At 67.6% G+C, this 17,332-nt stretch carries 16 protein-coding genes; 3 read left to right on the forward strand and 13 right to left on the reverse strand.

The annotated features are described in order from the left end of the window. Positions 1–207: 207 nt before the first annotated feature. The 3 genes from coaE to AB0B45_RS00525 all read right to left on the reverse strand — a co-directional run bounded on the left by coaE (position 208) and on the right by AB0B45_RS00525 (position 1,831). Entirely contained in the window at positions 208–795 is a 588-nt protein-coding gene (gene coaE, locus AB0B45_RS00515; RefSeq protein WP_358123315.1) for a dephospho-CoA kinase, read from the reverse strand. A gap of 34 nt (positions 796–829) precedes the next feature. Further along, positions 830–1,276, reverse strand: a complete 447-nt coding sequence (locus AB0B45_RS00520) for a GNAT family N-acetyltransferase (RefSeq protein ID WP_358123317.1) — start codon at positions 1,274–1,276, stop codon at positions 830–832. A 165-nt stretch (positions 1,277–1,441) separates the two neighbouring features. After that, a complete protein-coding gene (locus AB0B45_RS00525; RefSeq protein WP_358123319.1) occupies positions 1,442–1,831 on the reverse strand; it encodes a PPOX class F420-dependent oxidoreductase in 390 nt (129 codons plus the stop codon). A gap of 346 nt (positions 1,832–2,177) precedes the next feature. On the opposite strand from AB0B45_RS00525, the gene AB0B45_RS00530 reads away from it, so the two are divergent. Then, on the forward strand, positions 2,178–3,362 hold the full coding sequence (locus tag AB0B45_RS00530; RefSeq protein ID WP_358123321.1) for an acyltransferase: 1,185 nt from the start codon (positions 2,178–2,180) through the stop codon (positions 3,360–3,362). Between the two features lie 520 nt (positions 3,363–3,882). On the opposite strand, the gene rpsA is transcribed toward AB0B45_RS00530, so the two are convergent. The 3 genes from rpsA to polA form a co-directional block, all read right to left on the reverse strand. Further along, on the reverse strand, positions 3,883–5,364 hold the full coding sequence (gene rpsA / locus AB0B45_RS00535) for a 30S ribosomal protein S1 (RefSeq protein WP_358123323.1): 1,482 nt from the start codon (positions 5,362–5,364) through the stop codon (positions 3,883–3,885). Positions 5,365–5,588: 224 nt separating this feature from the next. Continuing rightward, complete coding sequence (locus AB0B45_RS00540) at positions 5,589–6,653, reverse strand: polysaccharide deacetylase family protein (protein ID WP_358123324.1); 1,065 nt, start codon at positions 6,651–6,653, stop codon at positions 5,589–5,591. Between the two features lie 275 nt (positions 6,654–6,928). Beyond that, a complete protein-coding gene (gene polA / locus AB0B45_RS00545) occupies positions 6,929–9,619 on the reverse strand; it encodes a DNA polymerase I (RefSeq protein ID WP_358123326.1) in 2,691 nt (896 codons plus the stop codon). A gap of 119 nt (positions 9,620–9,738) precedes the next feature. Here polA and AB0B45_RS00550 point away from each other — a divergent pair, with 119 nt between their 5' ends. Further along, a complete protein-coding gene (locus AB0B45_RS00550) occupies positions 9,739–10,083 on the forward strand; it encodes a hotdog fold thioesterase (RefSeq protein ID WP_358124674.1) in 345 nt (114 codons plus the stop codon). A 154-nt stretch (positions 10,084–10,237) separates the two neighbouring features. Here the strand turns inward: AB0B45_RS00550 and AB0B45_RS00555 are convergent, their stop codons facing one another. The 3 genes from AB0B45_RS00555 to AB0B45_RS00565 are packed head-to-tail and all read right to left on the reverse strand — an operon-like array spanning position 10,238 to position 12,810. Then, positions 10,238–10,990, reverse strand: a complete 753-nt coding sequence (locus AB0B45_RS00555; protein WP_358124676.1) for an amino acid ABC transporter ATP-binding protein — start codon at positions 10,988–10,990, stop codon at positions 10,238–10,240. An 11-nt stretch (positions 10,991–11,001) separates the two neighbouring features. Then, entirely contained in the window at positions 11,002–11,880 is an 879-nt protein-coding gene (locus AB0B45_RS00560; RefSeq protein ID WP_358123328.1) for an amino acid ABC transporter permease, read from the reverse strand. A gap of 3 nt (positions 11,881–11,883) precedes the next feature. Next, positions 11,884–12,810: an ABC transporter substrate-binding protein gene (locus AB0B45_RS00565; RefSeq protein WP_358123331.1), complete on the reverse strand. Its 927-nt coding sequence runs from the start codon at positions 12,808–12,810 to the stop codon at positions 11,884–11,886. 198 nt (positions 12,811–13,008) lie between these two features. Between AB0B45_RS00565 and AB0B45_RS00570 the strand changes: the two genes are divergently transcribed. Beyond that, entirely contained in the window at positions 13,009–13,542 is a 534-nt protein-coding gene (locus AB0B45_RS00570; protein ID WP_358123333.1) for a DUF4352 domain-containing protein, read from the forward strand. A 50-nt stretch (positions 13,543–13,592) separates the two neighbouring features. Here AB0B45_RS00570 and AB0B45_RS00575 read toward each other — a convergent pair whose 3' ends face one another. Genes AB0B45_RS00575 through AB0B45_RS00590 form a run of 4 tightly spaced genes read right to left on the reverse strand, consistent with a single transcriptional unit; the run spans position 13,593 to position 17,215 of the window. Continuing rightward, complete coding sequence (locus AB0B45_RS00575; protein ID WP_358123335.1) at positions 13,593–14,327, reverse strand: ABC transporter ATP-binding protein; 735 nt, start codon at positions 14,325–14,327, stop codon at positions 13,593–13,595. Further along, positions 14,317–15,057 carry an ABC transporter ATP-binding protein gene (locus AB0B45_RS00580; protein WP_358124680.1) on the reverse strand — a complete coding sequence of 247 codons (741 nt, stop codon included), beginning with the start codon at positions 15,055–15,057 and terminating at the stop codon, positions 14,317–14,319. Before AB0B45_RS00580 ends, AB0B45_RS00575 begins: the two co-directional genes overlap by 11 nt. Before the next feature lie 41 nt (positions 15,058–15,098). After that, on the reverse strand, positions 15,099–16,250 hold the full coding sequence (locus AB0B45_RS00585; RefSeq protein ID WP_358123337.1) for a branched-chain amino acid ABC transporter permease: 1,152 nt from the start codon (positions 16,248–16,250) through the stop codon (positions 15,099–15,101). Then, positions 16,247–17,215, reverse strand: coding sequence for a branched-chain amino acid ABC transporter permease (locus AB0B45_RS00590; protein ID WP_358123339.1), 969 nt, complete (start codon positions 17,213–17,215; stop codon positions 16,247–16,249). Before AB0B45_RS00590 ends, AB0B45_RS00585 begins: the two co-directional genes overlap by 4 nt. Positions 17,216–17,332 lie beyond the last annotated feature (117 nt).

Here is a 17,332-nt window from a genome sequence, read left to right on the forward strand (position 1 = left end):
GAGCAGCCGACCCCCGAGGAGGCCCAGCGGCTGTTCTCGGCCCTCGGGCTGGTCACGGACCTGGAGCCGGCCGACCTGGTGGAGGTCACGCGGATCGCGCTCGACCACCTCGGCCCCTACCGCGACCACGTCCCGACACTCAGCTCCTGGGTTCCACGCCCGCTCGACCCAGGCAGCGCGCCCGACCACCGCGCCACGTACCGACGCTCAGCCCTTGAGCCGCTCCCACACCTGCTCGACCCTGGCCTCGAGGTCGTCGAGCGAGCCCTCGTTCGGGATCACGATGTCGGCGACGGCCAGCCGCTCCTCCCGGGTGGCCTGGGCGGCGATGCGGGCCCGCGCGTCGGGCTCGGACATGCCCCTGACCTTGGTGAGCCGCTCGACGCGGATCTCGTCGGAGGCGTCGACCACGATCACGACCTCGTACATCGGGGCCAGCTTGTTCTCCGCCAGCAGCGGCACGTCATAGACCACCACGGCGCCGTCGGGCGCGCTCTTCTGCAGCTCCGCGACCCGCTCGCCCACCAGCGGGTGGACGATCGCGTTGAGCGTGGCCAGCTTGTCAGGGTCGGCGAACACGATCGAGCCGAGCCGTTCCCTGTTGAGCGAGCCGTCCTCACGCAGGATCTCGTCGCCGAACGCGGCCACCACCCTGGCCAGCCCCTCGGTGCCGGGCTCGACCACCTCCCTGGCGATCTTGTCGGCGTCGATCACGACGGCGCCGCGCTCCGCCAACCGCCTGGAGACCTCGCTCTTGCCCGACCCGATCCCGCCGGTGAGACCCACTCTCAGCACACGCAGAGCCTATCCGCCCAGGAGATCCCTGACGTCAACCTCGCCGCATGTGCACCAATGTGAGGTGATCGTCCATTCGCTCCCGATGCGTCTCCTTGTAGCCCATGCGACGGTAGAGGCGCAGATTGCCGTCCGACAGGTGCCCGGTGAACAGGTCGAACGCCGTCGCCTCGGCCACCTGCTCGTGCAGGGCCTCCAGCAGCGCGGTGCCGATGCCCCGCCCCTGCGCGTCGGGCGCGACCACCAGCCGCCCGACCCGGCAGGTGGTGCCGGCCAGCTGCCCCCTGACCGCGCCGACGATCCGCTCGCCGTCGGTGGCCTTGAGCACGACGGCCGACTCGATCACCTTGCGCACCTGCTCCACGGACTCCACCAGCGGCGGGATGAACGGGTCACCGTACAGCTGGGCCTCGGTGACGTAGGCCGCCCGCTGCACCGTCAGGATCTCTCCCGCGTCCCGTGCCACCGCCCGCGCGATCATCCCCACACCCTACCGGCCCCGCCTCCCCCGGGTACGGCAAGCGCGTCACGCGCCCCGGCACGCAGTCGCGCTGCGCGGCGTCCCCGACGCCGACACCATGACGATCGCACCCGGAACGTTCGTGGCCCCTTACGAGACGATCCTCTCGTAAGGGGCCACGCGCTTTCACACCTTGCGGCTCGCCCTGGGCCCGCCCAACCCCCAAGAAATGATCTGGTTGGGCGTGATCGTGATGATCTGCCGAGACAAGCCCGGCACCGGCGGCTCGTGATCCGTCAAAGCCACCGCCGAACCCCGGATCTCGATCCCGCGCGGCGCCCACGGGTCCACCGAGGCAAGGTCGTCCACGACGAGCGACACGGTGCTGCCCTCCTGGACGTTCCTGAACTTCTTGGAGGCTCCCAGCGCGCCCCCGCCGATCGTGATCGTGCCGGCGGCGGCGTCCACAAAGAAATTCACGGGGTTGTTCTGCACCTGACCAACCGGAGAGACAGTGGCCAGGCGACCGAGGTGCTGGCTGGTCAGATAGTCAAGTTCAGGCTGGGTGAAGAGCATGCGAGCCAGCATGCAACCTTGACACCAACGCGGTCAAACGCACCGGCACAGCTCACCGACCCGGTGCCTTGCATCCGGAACCGCTCGCCATCCGGCCCGGTGAACGTTCGTGTCACCCACTAGAACTCGAGCGCGAACCGCGCACGCGGCTTCTTGCGAAACACCGCAGTGAGGTGCGGAACCAGTACCCCGCCCCGCCAACCGGCGCGCTGAGTCCCAGACGCGCATCGTGTCCGGCACTCTGGGCGAACGTCGGTGATCGACACCCGCAGGCTGACCACGCCGGCGCCGTTGGCCGCATCGGGTGTTCGGGCACGGTGAGGGCAAGGTTCGATAAATTGGCCAGATGTCCTTTGCCCGCACACTGGCCCGGCCGAGCGAAGCTCCCGCTTTATCGCGACTGGCGTGGCTGGACGCGCTGCGCGGCATCGGCGCGGTCGCCGTGCTGGCCGAGCACATGCTGCCGTGGGTGATCCCGTCCCTGCGGCCGTACTGGTTCAACCTCGGCATGTACGGCGTGCTGGTGTTCTTCCTCGTCAGCGGCTACATCATCCCGACCTCGCTGGAACGCCGCGCCGACGTCGGCGGCTTCTGGGTCGGCAGGCTCTTCCGCCTCTACCCCCTCTACCTCACCGTGATCGCCCTGGTCCTGGCCACGTCGTGGTGGATCCCGATCCGTGAGGCCGTCCCGAGGGAGGCGTCATCGGTCGCCGCCCACGCCACGATGCTCCAGGACGTCCTGGGCACCGGCGCCGCGGTCGACACCATGTGGACCCTCGCCTACGAGATGGTGTTCTACCTGCTCGTCACCACCCTGTTCGTCGCGGGCGCGCACCGCCGCAGCGGCCCGATCGCGACCGTGTTCGGGTCGGCGGCCGTCGTCAGCGGTCTGTTCATGGCCGCCGCGCCGATCCCGCCGGGTCCTTGGCCTTCGTGGCTGGCGTTCACGGTCTTCTTCGGCGGCATCGCCTGCCTGATCAGCGGCAGGTTCGTGCAGGCCGCCACCTACGTCATGGGCGCGGGAGCCCTGGCCCTCCTGGTCCTGACCAGCAGGGTGCCGTGGTTCGGGCTCGCCATCCTCGCCGTCATGTTCGTCGGCACGGCCATCCAGCGCTGGGAGCGAGGTGAGGGCGGGCTCTGGCCCGTCGCCGTCACCGCCGTGCTGGTCGCGGTGGCCCCCGCCTGGGCGATCCAGGCAGGCTGGTGGTGGGTACGGCCCGGCGTGTGGATCACCACCATCGCGCTGGCCGCCGCGACCTTCGCGGGCGCGATGGTGCTACGGCGACGCGGGACGTTCCGTTTCCTGGCGTGGCTCGGGATGATCAGTTACTCGCTCTACCTGCTGCATCACCCGCTGCTGAAGGCCTTCATCACGGTGACGGGGGATCTGCGCTGGGTCCCGCTTCCGATGCAGGTGTCGATGGCGGCGCTGTTCCTGGTTCTGGTGGTGGGGGCCAGTTGGCTGACGTACCGCTTCGTCGAAATCCCCATGCAGCGCTTCGGCCGCCACCTCACCACCCGCCGCCCCTGACCGAGGGAACGCATCCCCCACGCCCGAGACCCGCCCCCTGACCGCAAGACACGTCCCCCATGCTCCTGGCCACTCCCGTCTGGCCCTCAGGCGAGCCGCTGAACGTCAGTCTCTGGCTGCCCGGCTGGACTGCCGTGTCGGGCCGGTCGGGTCGACATCCCTGCCTCGGCCCGTCGGTTCCGATTGCGAGCGCGATCTGTCGAGTCCAACCCACAACGCCGGATCCGTTGGGGTGGCCAGCCACGGGCGCTCGGTGAAGCGTGTCCCTGGCCAGACCCCGGCCACGTGCCAGGGGTGGCGCGTGACCCGGCGTGCCGTACCGCACGGAAGTCGGCCGCGTGACCCCGCGCTCCTGCAGCACGAAGGCGCGGGTGCCGTAACGGACGAAAGCCTGCCATATGACTCACGGGGGTGCCGCGCTGTGGGAAAGCTCGTCGGGGGGAGGCGGGGAGAAGACGCGAAACAGCCCCGCACGGTGTCCGTGCGGAGCTGTTTCGACTAGCTCAGCTCGAGAGGAGCGTCAGCTCTGACCGCCCGCGAGCTTCTCGCGCAGGGCCGCGAGGGCCTCGTCCGAAGCGAGCGCGCCGGCGGCCGGAGCCGAGGACGAGCTGCTGCTGGACGGAGCCTGGGTCTCGCCGGTGTAGGACGAGGGGACCTCGCCCGCCTCAGCCTCGGCCTTGCGGGCCTCCTCGATCTGCTTCTTGTGAGCCTCGAAGCGGGTCTGCGCCTCGGCGTACTGGCGCTCCCACTCCTCACGCTGCCTGTCGAAGCCCTCGAGCCACTCCCCGGTCTCCGGGTCGAAGCCCTCGGGGTAGATGTAGTTGCCCTGGTCGTCGTAGGTGGCCGCCATGCCGTACAGCGTCGGGTCGAACTCGACCTCGGCGCCGGCGCCCTCGTTGGCCTGCTTCAGCGAGAGGCTGATCCTGCGACGGTCGAGGTCGATGTCGATGATCTTCACGAAGATCTCGTCGCCGACCTGGACGACCTGCTCGGGGATCTCCACGTGGCGCTCGGCCAGCTCGGAGATGTGGACCAGGCCCTCGATGCCCTCCTCGACCCGGACGAACGCACCGAACGGCACCAGCTTGGTGACGCGGCCCGGCACGACCTGGCCGATCTGGTGGGTGCGGGCGAACTGCTGCCACGGGTCTTCCTGCGTCGCCTTGAGCGAGAGGGAGACGCGCTCGCGCTCCATGTCGACGTCGAGAACCTCGACGGTGACCTCCTGGCCGACCTCGACAACCTCGGAGGGGTGGTCGATGTGCTTCCAGGACAGCTCGGAGACGTGAACCAGACCGTCGACGCCGCCGAGGTCCACGAACGCACCGAAGTTAACGATCGAGGACACGACGCCCTTGCGGACCTGGCCCTTCTGCAGGGTGTTGAGGAAGGTCTGGCGGACCTCGGACTGCGTCTGCTCGAGCCAGGCACGGCGGGACAGGACCACGTTGTTGCGGTTCTTGTCCAGCTCGATGATCTTGGCTTCGAGCTCGCGGCCGACGTAGGGCTGCAGGTCGCGAACACGGCGCATCTCGACCAGGGACGCCGGCAGGAAGCCACGGAGGCCGATGTCGAGGATGAGACCACCCTTGACGACCTCGATGACGGTGCCGGTGACGATGCCGTCCTCGTCCTTGATCTTCTCGATCGTGCCCCAGGCGCGCTCGTACTGGGCGCGCTTCTTGGACAGGATCAGGCGACCCTCCTTGTCCTCCTTCTGGAGAACCAGGGCCTCGACGTGCTCGCCGACCTCGACAACATCAGCCGGGTCGACATCGTGCTTGATCGAGAGCTCACGCGAGGGAATGACACCCTCGGTCTTGTAACCGATGTCGAGCAAGACCTCGTCTCGATCGACCTTGACGACGGTGCCCTCGACAATGTCGCCGTCGTTGAAGTACTTGATGGTCTCGTCGATCGCGGCGAGGAAGGCCTCTTCGGAACCGATGTCGTTGACCGCTACCTGCGGGGTGCTCGAGGTGGCCTCGGTGCTGCTCGTCATGTGTGGAATTGCTCCGAACGCGGACAGATGTCGATGTGGCGGATGCGCAGCAGGCTCTCTTCCGCATCAAGCCGAGGATGACGTCATCGACGAGACCGAGCGCGAGCCCGCTCCGTCTGAGGCGCGCGCGAGCCCACAGCGCAGCGATCAGCATATGAGACCTGGCGGGCGGGGTCAATCCGAGGACACGGGAGAGCAACGCGCGCAAAGCCGCGTGAGGCCGCCTAGTAGGCGTTGAGCTGGGCTCTCCGCTTGGCTGCGATATTACCCTCAGATTCCCGTGGGATGGAGATGCGCTGGGGGTCCCCGTCGGAGACAAAGCGCTCGCCAGGGTGCTTGTTCAGCCATTCCAGCCAGTACTGTGAGCACCACTTTCGGCACTCGCCCCGCTTGCCGTTGCTCTGGATCCGCTGGATCGCGCCCGCGTCGAAATTTTTCGCGTATGGCGAAAACGAGGGCTCGGCGCCCGCGAGGAAGACGCCCTCGAAGTCGTAGTCGGTGCCGTCCCACGACCCGCTCTTGGCGATCTTCTTGGGGTGCGGCATCGAGCCGAACGGCAGTGCGAGCGTGTCGCCGACCGGCGCGCCGAGCTTCTTCAGCAGCCGTTCCAGCCTGACGATCTGCTCCTTGACCTTCTTCTTCGGCAGCACGGCCAGGTTGGGGTGGGACCAGGTGTGGTTGGCCACCTCGAAGCCGCGCTCCGTCAGCCATCGCACGGCCTTGGCCTGGTCCTCCTGACGCTGCAGGCCGAAGGGGTAGTGGTTGATCCAGAAGGTGGCCACGGGCCTGAAGCCCGGGTACTTCTTCGCCACGTCGTAGATGATCGCGACGGCGGTGTCCTTCTTGGGCATGCCGCCGCCGTCGAGGGCGAAGTGGCTCGCGTGGCCGTCGTCGAAGGTGAGGACCACGGGGAACCTGCCGGCGGGCACCCTGATGTCGCCGGTCACGAACTCCTTGGCCGTGATCGGGACGTAGCCCTGTCTGGCCAGCTTCTCCAGCTCCTGGCGGACCTGCGACGGCGTGCGGTCGATCGAGGCGAACCGCTTCTTCATGATCCGGTGATACATGATCACCGGGACCATGCCGAGCTCGTTCGCCTTCACCTGCTTGGCGAACTCGGGCGTGGCGGTGACCCCGGGCGGCAGGTCGGCGCTCGGCAGCTCCGGTTTCGCTTCTGGCGTAATCGGAGTGTTCTGCGACGGCTTGGCCGTGCCGACCGCCGCGGTGCGCCCCGCGGTGGTTTCGCCCGCGGTCGGCAGCAGCAGAAGGGTCGCGATCGCGATCGTCACGACCACGATGTTGGCTACCCCAAGGATTCGCGTGAGCAACGCTGAATTCCGCACTGAACTCCCGTGCCGATCGGGGGCAGACCAATCACCTCAGCCTAGACCAGAACGGCACAGAGGCTCTCAGGGTCGACCCGGTGAAACGTGCGCTCCGTCCTTCCAAAATCACGTCACCCGCCCCGGCCCCGTGAGACCGGAGCGGCGTGATGGACGGACCCCGGCCACGTGCCCACGGTGGCCTCTCCCATGCGTGCCGTACGGAAGGAAGGCGGCGGCGGTCAGTGACCCGCGTCCTCCCAGGTACGGCCGACGCCCACGGAGACCTCCAGGGGCACGCGCAGGCTGTAGGCGGAGTTCATCTGGTCGGTGACGACCTGCCGGAGCGTCTCCAACTCGCCGGGGGCCACCTCGAACACCAGCTCGTCGTGCACCTGCAGCAGCATGCGCGAGGCGAGCCCCTCCTCGCGCAGCGCCTGGCCCACGTGGAGCATCGCGACCTTGATGATGTCGGCGGCCGAGCCCTGGATCGGCGCGTTGAGCGCCATGCGCTCGGCCATCTCGCGCCGCTGCCTGTTGTCGCTGGTCAGGTCGGGCAGGTAGCGGCGGCGGCCCATGATGGTCTCGGTGTAGCCGTCCTTGCGGGCCTGGGTGACGATCTCGTGCAGGAAGTCGCGGACGCCGCCGAACTCCTCGAAGTACTCCTCCTTGAGCGCCCTGGCCTCGGCGACGGGGATGTTGAGCTGCCCCGACAGGCCGAAGTCGGACAGCCCGTAGGCCAGGCCGTAGTTCATCGCCTTGATCCGGGCCCGCAGCTCGCCGTCGACCTGCTCGGGCGGCAGGTCGAAGACGCGGGCGGCGGTCGCCTGGTGGAAGTCGTGGCCGGACTCGAAGGCGGCGATCAGCGACTCGTCGCCCGACAGGTGGGCCATGATGCGCAGCTCGATCTGGCTGTAGTCGGCCGTCAGCAGCGTCTCGTAGCCCGCCCCGACGACGAAGCCCTGCCTGATGCGGCGGCCCTCGGAGGTGCGGATCGGGATGTTCTGCAGGTTGGGCTTCTCGCTCGACAGGCGCCCCGTGGCCGCGACGATCTGGTTGAACGTCGTGTGGATGCGCCCGTCGTCGGTGACCTCCTTGATCAGGCCCTCGACCGTGGTGCGCAGCTTCTGCTGGTCGCGGTGGCGCAGCATGATGATCGGCAGCTCGTGGTCGGTCTGCGTGGCCAGCCACGTGAGCGCGTCGGCGTCGGTGGTGTAGCCGGTCTTGGTCTTCTTGGTCTTTGGCAGGTTGAGCCTGACGAAGAAGATCTCCTGCAGCTGCTTGGGCGAGCCCAGGTTGAACGGCTCGCCGACCACGCGGTGAGCCTCCTCGACGGCCTGCTTGACCGCGGCGCCGAACTCCGACTCCAGTCCTGCGAGGTATTGGCGGTCGGCGCCGATGCCGGCCCGCTCCATCTCGGCCAGCACGCTCAGCAGCGGCAGCTCGACCTCTTCCAGCAGCTGGGTGCCGCCGCGTCCGGCCAGGAACGCCTCCAGCGAGTCGGCCAGCTCGCGCACCGCGTGGGCGCGCAACGCCAGGTCCTTGGCCGGGGCGTCGTCGTCATCGCCGAACAGCGCCGCCTGGCCGCCCGAGTCCTCTTCGACCTTCAGGTCGCGGTTGAGATAGCGGCGGGCGAGGTCTTCGAGGGCGAAGGTCCGCTGGCCCGGCATCGCCAGGTAGGCGGCCAGCGCGGTGTCGCACGCGAGCCCCTTCAGCTCCATCCCCTGGGCCCACAGGGCCAGAATGGGGCCCTTGGCGTCATGGACGGCCTTGGGCTTCGCCTCGTCGCCCAGCCACGCCCTGAGGGCGCTCTCGTCGGCCTCCGTGAGCCTTGTAGGGTCGATGTGGGCGGCGGTGCCGTCCGGCGAGGCGATCGCGATGCCGTCGATGCGGCCCGTGCCGCTGCCGTAGGCACCCTTGAAGGCCAGCCCCGCACGCCCCTCGGGCATCGCCGACAGCCACCCGGGGACCCGGTCGGGGCCGAGGATCACGGTCTCGACCTCGAAGCCCTGCTCGGGCTCCGCCTCGCCGGTGCCCAGCACCTTGAAGACGCGCTCGCGCAGCTCGCCGCGGATCTGCAGCGAGTCGAACAGCTTGTTGATCTCCTCGCGGTCCCACACGCCCTGCTTGAGCTCGGCCAGCTCGGCCTCGACGGGCACGTCACGCAGCAGCTCGGTCAGCCTGCGGTTCATCAGGACCTGGGCGACGTGCTCGCGCAGCTTGTCGCCGACCTTGCCCTTGACCTCGTCGACCCGGTCGACCAGCGCGGTCAGCGAGCCGAACTCGCGCACCCACTTGGCCGCGGTCTTCTCGCCCACCCCTGGGATGCTCAGCAGGTTGTCGCTGGGGTCGCCGCGCAACGCGGCGAAGTCGGGGTACTGCTGCGGGGTCAGGTCGTACTTCTCGACGACCGCCTCAGGGGTGAAGCGCGTCATGTCGCTGATGCCGCGCCTGGTCATCAGCACCGTGATCTCGGAACTGACCAGCTGGAGCGCGTCGCGGTCGCCGGTGACGATGAGCACGCTCATATCCTCGGCGGCGGCGCGGGTGGCCAGCGTGGCGATCAGGTCGTCGGCCTCGTAGCCCGCCAGCGACAGGCGCGGAATGCGCATCGTGTCGAGCAGCTCGTAGATCAGCTGCATCTGGCCGCGGAAGTCTTCGGGCGTCTCGCTCCTGTTGGCCTTGTACTCGGCGTACTCGACATGCCTGAAGGTCGGCTCCGACCTGTCGAAGCACACCGCCACGTGGGTCGGCTGCTCATCGCGCAGGATGTTCGTCAGCATCGAGGTGAACCCGTAGACCGCCTCGGTGTGCTGACCATCGGTGGTCATCAGGTTGGCGTCCTTCAAGGCGTAGAACGCCCGATAGGCAAGGGAATGCCCATCCAGGAGCAACAGGCAAGGACGGGTGGGGGTCACTTCACTCTTCGGCACACTCGCAGCCTAGTCTCCATGTGCGACAGAAAACGTGAGCTCTAGGTACAGGAGGCCTCCCCTTGACGTTCGACGTAGCCGTGGTGAACGAGCTGAACAAGGGCACGCTCGGCGAGCGCATGGGCATCGAGTTCGTCGAGGCCGCTGCCGACCGCGTGGTGGCGAGGATGCCGGTGAAGGGCAACACCCAGCCGTACGGCCTGCTGCACGGCGGCGCCTCTGTCGTGCTCGCCGAGTCGATCGGCTCGATCGGCGCGGCCATCCACGCGGGACCCGAGCGCATCGCGGTGGGGATCGAGATCAACGCCACCCACCACAGGTCCGCGACCGAGGGCTACGTGACCGGCGTGGGGACCATGCTGCACGGCGGCAGGTCGCTGGCCAGCTACGAAGTCGTGATCACCGACGAGCAGGGGCGCAGGGTGTGCACCTCGCGCATCACCTGCATGCTGAGAGACGCCTGAGTATCACGCGCGACTTCTGCGCACCCTTTGCGCGGCCGCCTCAGTGGTCGCTACGGTTGTGCCGACAGAGCCCGTGGGGAGGCCGAGTAGAAAACGTGTAGGGCCGGGGAAGCCCTACACGGCCCCAAAGGCCCCCCCGGGTTCCTCTGTACGGCTAGAGCACCTTCGACAGGAAGAGCTTCGTACGCTCGTGCTGCGGGTTGCCCAGCACCTCGCGCGGCTGCCCCTTCTCGACGACGAGGCCGTCGTCCATGAAGACCAGCGAGTCGCCGACCTCACGGGCGAACCCCATCTCGTGCGTGACCACGATCATGGTCATGCCGTCCCTCGCCAGGCCCTTCATGACGTCGAGGACCTCCCCGACCAGCTCGGGGTCCAGCGCCGAGGTCGGCTCGTCGAAGAGCATCAGCTTCGGCTGCATGGCCAGCGCCCGCGCGATCGCGACCCGCTGCTGCTGCCCTCCTGACAGCTGCCCGGGATAGCTGCGCATCTTCTCGCCGAGCCCCACCCGCTCCAGCAGCTCCGCGGCCCTGGTCCTGACCACGGCCGCCGACTCGCGCTTGACCCGTTGCGGAGCCTCCATGACGTTCTCGAGCGCGGTCATGTGGGGGAAGAGGTTGAAGCGCTGGAACACCATGCCGATGTCCTTGCGCTGCGCGGCGACTTCCCGCTCCTTGAGCTCGTGCAGCTTGCCGCCGTGCTCGCGGTAGCCGATCAGCTTGCCGTCGACGTACAGACGGCCGGCGTTGATCTTCTCCAGGTGGTTGATGCAGCGCAGGAACGTCGACTTGCCCGACCCGGAAGGGCCGATGACGCACATCACCTCGCCGTTGCGCACCTCGAGGTCGATGCCCTTGAGCACCTCCACGTGGCCGAAGTTCTTGCAGACCTGCTCGGCCTTGACCATCAAGTCGTTCACTACGCGCCGCCTCCCCCGCGGGTCTTGACAGGGACCGAACCCTTGGCGAAGTGGCGCTCCAGGTAGTATTGCCCCACCATCATGATCGACGACAGGATCAGGTACCAGATGCACGCCATGATCAGCATCGGGATGACCTGGTACGTCGAGGCGTAGATCGTCTGCGCGGTGAAGGTCAGCTCCAGGTAGGGGATGGCCACCACCAGCGAGGTGTTCTTCAGCATCGAGATCGCCTCGTTGCCCGTCGGCGGCACGATGACCCTCATCGCCTGCGGCAGCACGACCCGCCGCATCGTCTGCATGCGGGTCATGCCCAGCGCCTGGGAGGCCTCCTGCTGGCCTGGGTCGACCGACAGGATGCCCGCCCTGATGATCTCGGCCATGTAGGCCGCCTCGTTGAGGATCAGGCCGAGCGCCGCCATCACCGCCGCGCTGTAGAGCGCGTTGGTCGGCCACGTGGCGAACTCGGGGCCGAACGGGATGCCGATCCCGACCTGCGGGAAGAGCGCTCCGATGTTGCCCCAGATCAGCAGCTGCGTGTAGAGCGGGGTGCCGCGGAAGACCCACAGGTACAGCCAGGCCGCGCCGCGCATCAGCGGGTTGGCCGACAGGCGCATGAGCGCGAGCACGATGCCCAGGCCGACGCCACCGATCATGGCGGCGATCGTGAGCCAGATCGTGTTGCGCACGCCGTTCAGCACGGGCTCGGACAGGAAGTACTTCCACTGCTCGGCCCAGTTGAAGTTGGGATTGGTGACCACGTTGCTCACCAGCATCGCGAACAGCACCACGATGACGGCCGCCGCGACCCACCGGCCTGGATGCCGGACGGGCACGGCCCTGATCAGTTCAGGCCGTGCCCTCTCCGTGTCGGTCATGGGTTACCCCTGCGCTCCGTTGATCACCGGGTCGGTGATGGCGCCGTCGCCGACGCCCCACTTGTCCAGGATCGACTTGTAGGTGCCGTCCGCGATGACCTCCTTCAGCGCACCGAGCCACGCGTCCTTGAAGGTCCCCGAGTTCTTGCCGATCGCGAAGCCGTAGGGCGCGGTGTCGTAGGCCTGGCCGATGATCTCCATCTTGTCGCCGGTCTGCTTGACCGCGTAGCCGACGATGGGCGAGTCGGCGAGCATGCCGTCGATCTTGCCGGTGACCAGGTCGGCGTTGACCTCGGTCTGCTGCTTGCGCACGACCTGGTCGATGGCGGGCTTGCCCGCCTTGACGCAGGCCTCGGTCTTGGCCTTGATGTCGTCGATCTGGACGGTGCCCTGCTGGACGCCGATCTTCTTGCCGCAGGCGTCGTCGGGGTTGACCCCCTTCGGGTTGCCCTTCAGCGCCGCCCACGCGGTGCCGGCGGAGTAGTAGGTGACGAAGTCGACGACCTTCTCCCGGTCCTTGTTGTCGGTGAAGGAGGAGGAGCCCAGCTCGTACTTGCCCGAGCCAAGCCCGGGGATGATCGTCTCGAAGCCGGCGTTCTGGAACTCGGCGGTCAGGCCGAGCTTGCCCGCGACGGCCTCGACCAGCTCGACGTCCCAGCCCACGATCTTCTGCGAGGCGGGATCGACCGACTCGTTCGGCGGGTAGGAGGCGTCGACGCCGACGATCAGCTTGCCGTCCGACTTGATCGCGTCGGGCACCATCGCCGCCAGTGTGTTCTGCGCGCTGGGCGCGGCCGAGGAGGCACCGGTCGCCGCCGTGGCCGCAGGGCTGGCGCCGGTCGTGCCGCCACCACCACAGGCCGTGAGCGTCAGCGCGCCCGCGACGACGAACGTGCCTGCCGCGAGCGCGCGGCGGGAAAGAGTACCCATACTCACAACGGTCCCCTTCGGTTCCTGGTCTTGTCGCAGAGATGCTCCCGCAAGCTTGTCACCAGGCAGATCACCGCTCAGACACAATCGGACAACTTCCTACAAGCGTAAGTCTTTCGACATAGGCCGAATATCGGGTCAACATCTCTTGTGACGGCCCTCTGTCACAAGGCACCATCCTCCTCGTACGGTGGCGACGTGCGCCGACCCATCCTCATCGCCTGCGCCGTCGTGGCGCTGGCCTCCTGCAGCCCGGCAGCCACGCCGGCGAAACCACAGGCGAGGCCGACCTACGACCTGCCCGCCCGATCGGTTCGCGTCAACGAGGTCCCGATCCACGCGGCGCCCGTCGAGGACGGAGACGCGCGCTTCCAGGTGATCGGCCTTCAGACCGGTCAGGCCAGCCTCTCAGGCAGTCACGCCGAGTGGCCGGCCAAGGGACAGTTCATCACCGTCCGTGTCGTGGTGGAAAATCCGGGAAGATCCACATCTCGGTTCGACGCACGCAAGCAGCGGCTGGTCACGGCCGACGGGCGCACCTTCCCGATCAGCGACACCGCGCAGATCACCAAGCGCCAGCCCATCGAGATCCCCGTCGGCGCGGGCGTGCGGCTCGAGCTGGACCTCTGGTTCGACATCCCCAAGGACGCCGTGCCCACCGCCGTCAAGCTGTACGGCGACCCGCCCATCGGCTACCCCAGCACCGACGGCGCCCAGGTGGCGTTGAAATGACAGCGGGCGGAGCCTTCGCGAAGGCCCCGCCCGCTCGACTTCTCAGTTTCTCAGTGCTGGCCGTTGGCGCTCGGCTCACCGAGGTCCCCGCCCAGGTAGGCGGCCCGCACGGCGGGGTCGTTCAGCAGATCGTGCGCCAGAGCGCTCTTGACGATCTTCCCGGTCTCCAGAACGTACGCCCGGTGCGCCAGTTGCAGCGCCTGCTGGGCGTTCTGCTCCACCAGCAGGACCGTCGTGCCCCTGCGGTTGATCTCCTCGATGATGTCGAAGATCTGCTTGACCAGCAGCGGCGCCAGACCCATCGAGGGCTCGTCGAGCAGCAGCACCTTCGGCTTGGCCATCAGGGCCCTGCCGATCGCCAGCATCTGCTGCTCGCCGCCCGACATCGTGCCGGCGAACTGGTCGCGCCGCTCGGCCAGACGAGGGAACAGCTCGTAGGCCTCCTTCAGCTCAGGGGCGATGTCGCCGCTGCGCGCGTAGGCGCCCATCAGCAGGTTGTCGTGGACCGACATGCCGGGGAAGATGCCGCGGCCCTCGGGCGCCTGGCCCAGGCCCGCCTCGACCCGCTTGTGGCCGGGCATCTTGCTGATGTCCTTGCCGTCGAAGACCACCGAACCCGACGACAGCGGACGCAGGCCGGAGATGGTCTTCAGCGTCGTCGTCTTGCCCGCGCCGTTGGCGCCGATCAGCGTGACGATCTCGCCTTCGTTGACCTCGACCGAGATGCCCTTGATGGCCTCGATCTTGCCGTAGTGGACGTGGATGTCCTTGATCTCAAGAAGCATCTGCGGGTGCCCCCAAGTACGCCTCGATGACCCGCGGGTCGTTCCGCACCTCGTCCGGCAGACCGTCCGCGATCTTCTCACCGAAGTCGAGGACGCCGATGCGGTCGCTGATGCCCATGACGAGGCTCATGTCGTGCTCGATCAGCAGGACGGTGCGCCCCGAGTCTCTGATCTTCCTGATGAGCTGCTGGAGCGCCTCCTTCTCCGCGGGGTTCATGCCCGCCGCGGGCTCGTCGAGCAGCAGCAGCTTGGGGTTGGTCGCCAGCGCCCTCGCGATCTCCAGCCGGCGCTGGTCGCCGTAGGGCAGGTTCTTGGCGTAGTCGTCGGCACGCCGCGAGACGCCGCAGAACTCCAGCAACTCCATCGCCAGCGCCCGGCCCTCGCGCTCGGCCTTGCGGTGCCACGGCAGGCCGAAGGCCACGCTGACTATGCCCGACTTGTGATGCGCGTCCGCGCCCACCATGACGTTCTCCAGCGCCGACATGTTGTGGAACAGCCGGATGTTCTGGAACGTACGGGCGACGCCGCGCTTGGTGATCTTGAAGCGCTTGAGGCCACTGATCTTCTCGTCCTGGAAGCGCACCTCGCCCTCGGTCGGCTGGTAGACGCCGGTGATCACGTTGAACACCGTGGTCTTGCCGGCGCCGTTCGGGCCGATCAGCGCGAAGATCTCACCCTCGTTCACGGTGAGGTCGACCCCGCGCAGCGCCGTCACGCCGCCGAAGCGCATCACGAGCCCGCGCAGCTCGAGCAGGGCCTTCTTCTCCTGGTTCACTTGCTCGCCCCCTCGACCGTCTCGGGCTTCGTCTCGGGACCCGGGACCTCGGCGCCCAGACTGCCCATGCCGCCCGATCCCTCCTTCAGTTCAGCCTTGCGCTGTCTGGAGGGCAACAGTCCCTCGGGCCTGAAGATCATCAGAGCGACCAGCACCGCACCGAAGATCAGCATGCGGTACTCCTGCAGGCCACGGAAGCGCTCAGGCAGCCACGCGACGATGAACGCTCCCAGCATCACACCCGGCAGGTTGCCGGCGCCACCCATGACCACCGCGGCCAGGATCGTCGCCGACAGCAGGAACAGGAAGTCGTTCGGGTTCAGCGAGATGACCTTGGCCGCCCAGACCACGCCCATCGCGCCACCGATGGAGGCGCCGATGGCGAAGGCGAGCATCTTGAACCTGAACGTCGGCACGCCCATGACCTCGGCGGCGTCCTCGTCCTCGCGGATGGCCGCCCACGCCCTGCCGACGCGGCTCTTCTCCCAGCGCTTCACCAGGATGATCACGATGACGGCCAGCGCGACCAGCATGTAGTAGTACGGCCTCGGGTCCAGCACGCCGTACTTGAAGATCTGCACGCCGAAGAGCTCTACACCCTCGATGCTCGGCGGGTGCGGGATGCCGCGGATGCCGTTCGGGCCGCCGATCGCGTCGGTGTTGCGGGCCGTGATGCGGATGATCTCACCGAAGCCCAGCGTGACGATCGCCAGATAGTCGCCGCGGAGCCGCAGCGTCGGCGCGCCCAGCACGACGCCCGAAAGGGCGCAGATGAGGATGCCGACGACCAGGATCTCCCAGAAGTTCCAGCCGAGCTTGGTGCCCAGCAGGCCCATCGTGTAGCCGCCCACCGCGTAGAAGGCGACGTACCCGAGGTCGAGCAGACCGGCCTGGCCGACCACCACGTTGAGGCCGATGGCCAGCACCACGAAGGTTCCGATCGGGAAGAACAGCACGCTCGCCCAGTCGGAGTACGGCGACATGATCGGCGCCAGCGAGTCCGAGGGGAGCAGCAGAGCGCCGACGATGAGCAGCACGTAGACGGCCCAGCGCTGCCACCCGGGGGCCACGGCCCACGCGTGGTGCATGCGGTCGGAGAACCCGCCCCACGCGGCGCGGATGCTTGACAGTGGACTGTTCTGGTTCATGCGCGCGCCTGCTGAAGTGATTCACCGAGAAGCCCGGTGGGCCGGAACATCAGGACCAAGACGAGGACCGTGAACGAAATCACGTGTTTCCAGTCGGAGCCGAAGATGATGGCGCCGTAGTTTTCCACCAGCCCCAGCGCGATTCCGCCGACCAAGGCCCCGCGAAGGTTTCCGATACCGCCGAGAACCGCCGCGGTGAAGGCTTTGATGCCGAAGAGAAAACCGATGTAGTAGTTGGTGTTCTCATATGCCAACAGATACAGCGCGCCGGCCACACCGGCCATCGCGCCGCCGATCAAGAACGTCATCTGGACGATCTTGTTGATGTCGACACCCATCAGGACCGCGGCCTCGGGGTTCTGCGCTGTCGCGCGGATACCCCGGCCGATCTTGGTCCGGTTGACCAGCCGCTCCAGCAGGATCATCATCACGAGCGCCGCCACGACCACGAACACCTGGTGGGTCATCACCTTGTGGCCGAAGATCGAGAACAGCTCCGTACGCTCCATGATGCGCGGCAGGCCCATCTGAATGCGGCCGCGCTCAGGCCTGTCGAAGACGGTGGGGATGACCAGGAGCGCGAACAGCTCCTGGAGGAAGATGGAGGCGCCGATGGCCGAGATGAGCGCGGCCAGGCGGGAGGCGCCCCGTTTGCGCAGCGGACGGTAGGCGATCCGCTCGAGCGCCACGGCGGTGCCCGCCGAGGCCAGCGCACCGGCGGCGATCATGGCCAGGATCAGCCCGACCAGAGCGATGCCGGTCAACGGAGTGTTGATGCCGAACACGAAAGGCACGAACATCGCGCCGAACGTGCCGATCATGAACACTTCCGAGTGCGCGAAGTTGATCAGCCGCAGCACGCCGTACACCATGGTGTATCCGAGCGCGATCAGCGCGTAGATGGATCCGAACGCGAGGCCGTCGATTGTTTGCGGCCAAAACTGAGCAAAGAAGTCATTGAACACGAGACGATAACCACTTCTAGGCGAGGGTTCTCCTGCACTGCCGATAGCAGATGCGCGAAAGGAGCGAGACCGCTCGCGGCGATCCCGCTCCCCGCGCGTCAACTACCCGATCTCACC

It is taken from the genome of Nonomuraea sp. NPDC049152 (assembly GCF_040648355.1).
In the GTDB taxonomy this organism is placed as follows: Bacteria; Actinomycetota; Actinomycetes; order Streptosporangiales; family Streptosporangiaceae; genus Nonomuraea.

Excerpts from the sequence above, each read along its gene's own strand:
- AB0B45_RS00555 (WP_358124676.1), bottom strand. The coding sequence starts at position 10,990 with ATGGTCAAGGCCGAGCAGGTCTGCAAGAACTTCGGCCACGTGGAGGTG.
- AB0B45_RS00575 (WP_358123335.1), bottom strand. The coding sequence starts at position 14,327 with ATGCTTCTTGAGATCAAGGACATCCACGTCCACTACGGCAAGATCGAG.
- rpsA (WP_358123323.1), bottom strand. The coding sequence starts at position 5,364 with ATGACGAGCAGCACCGAGGCCACCTCGAGCACCCCGCAGGTAGCGGTC.
- AB0B45_RS00520 (WP_358123317.1), bottom strand. The coding sequence starts at position 1,276 with ATGATCGCGCGGGCGGTGGCACGGGACGCGGGAGAGATCCTGACGGTG.
- AB0B45_RS00565 (WP_358123331.1), bottom strand. The coding sequence starts at position 12,810 with ATGGGTACTCTTTCCCGCCGCGCGCTCGCGGCAGGCACGTTCGTCGTC.
- AB0B45_RS00525 (WP_358123319.1), bottom strand. The coding sequence starts at position 1,831 with ATGCTCTTCACCCAGCCTGAACTTGACTATCTGACCAGCCAGCACCTC.
- AB0B45_RS00560 (WP_358123328.1), bottom strand. The coding sequence starts at position 11,880 with ATGACCGACACGGAGAGGGCACGGCCTGAACTGATCAGGGCCGTGCCC.
- AB0B45_RS00550 (WP_358124674.1), top strand. The coding sequence starts at position 9,739 with ATGGGCATCGAGTTCGTCGAGGCCGCTGCCGACCGCGTGGTGGCGAGG.
- AB0B45_RS00530 (WP_358123321.1), top strand. The coding sequence starts at position 2,178 with ATGTCCTTTGCCCGCACACTGGCCCGGCCGAGCGAAGCTCCCGCTTTA.
- AB0B45_RS00585 (WP_358123337.1), bottom strand. The coding sequence starts at position 16,250 with ATGAACCAGAACAGTCCACTGTCAAGCATCCGCGCCGCGTGGGGCGGG.
- AB0B45_RS00580 (WP_358124680.1), bottom strand. The coding sequence starts at position 15,057 with ATGCGCTTCGGCGGCGTGACGGCGCTGCGCGGGGTCGACCTCACCGTG.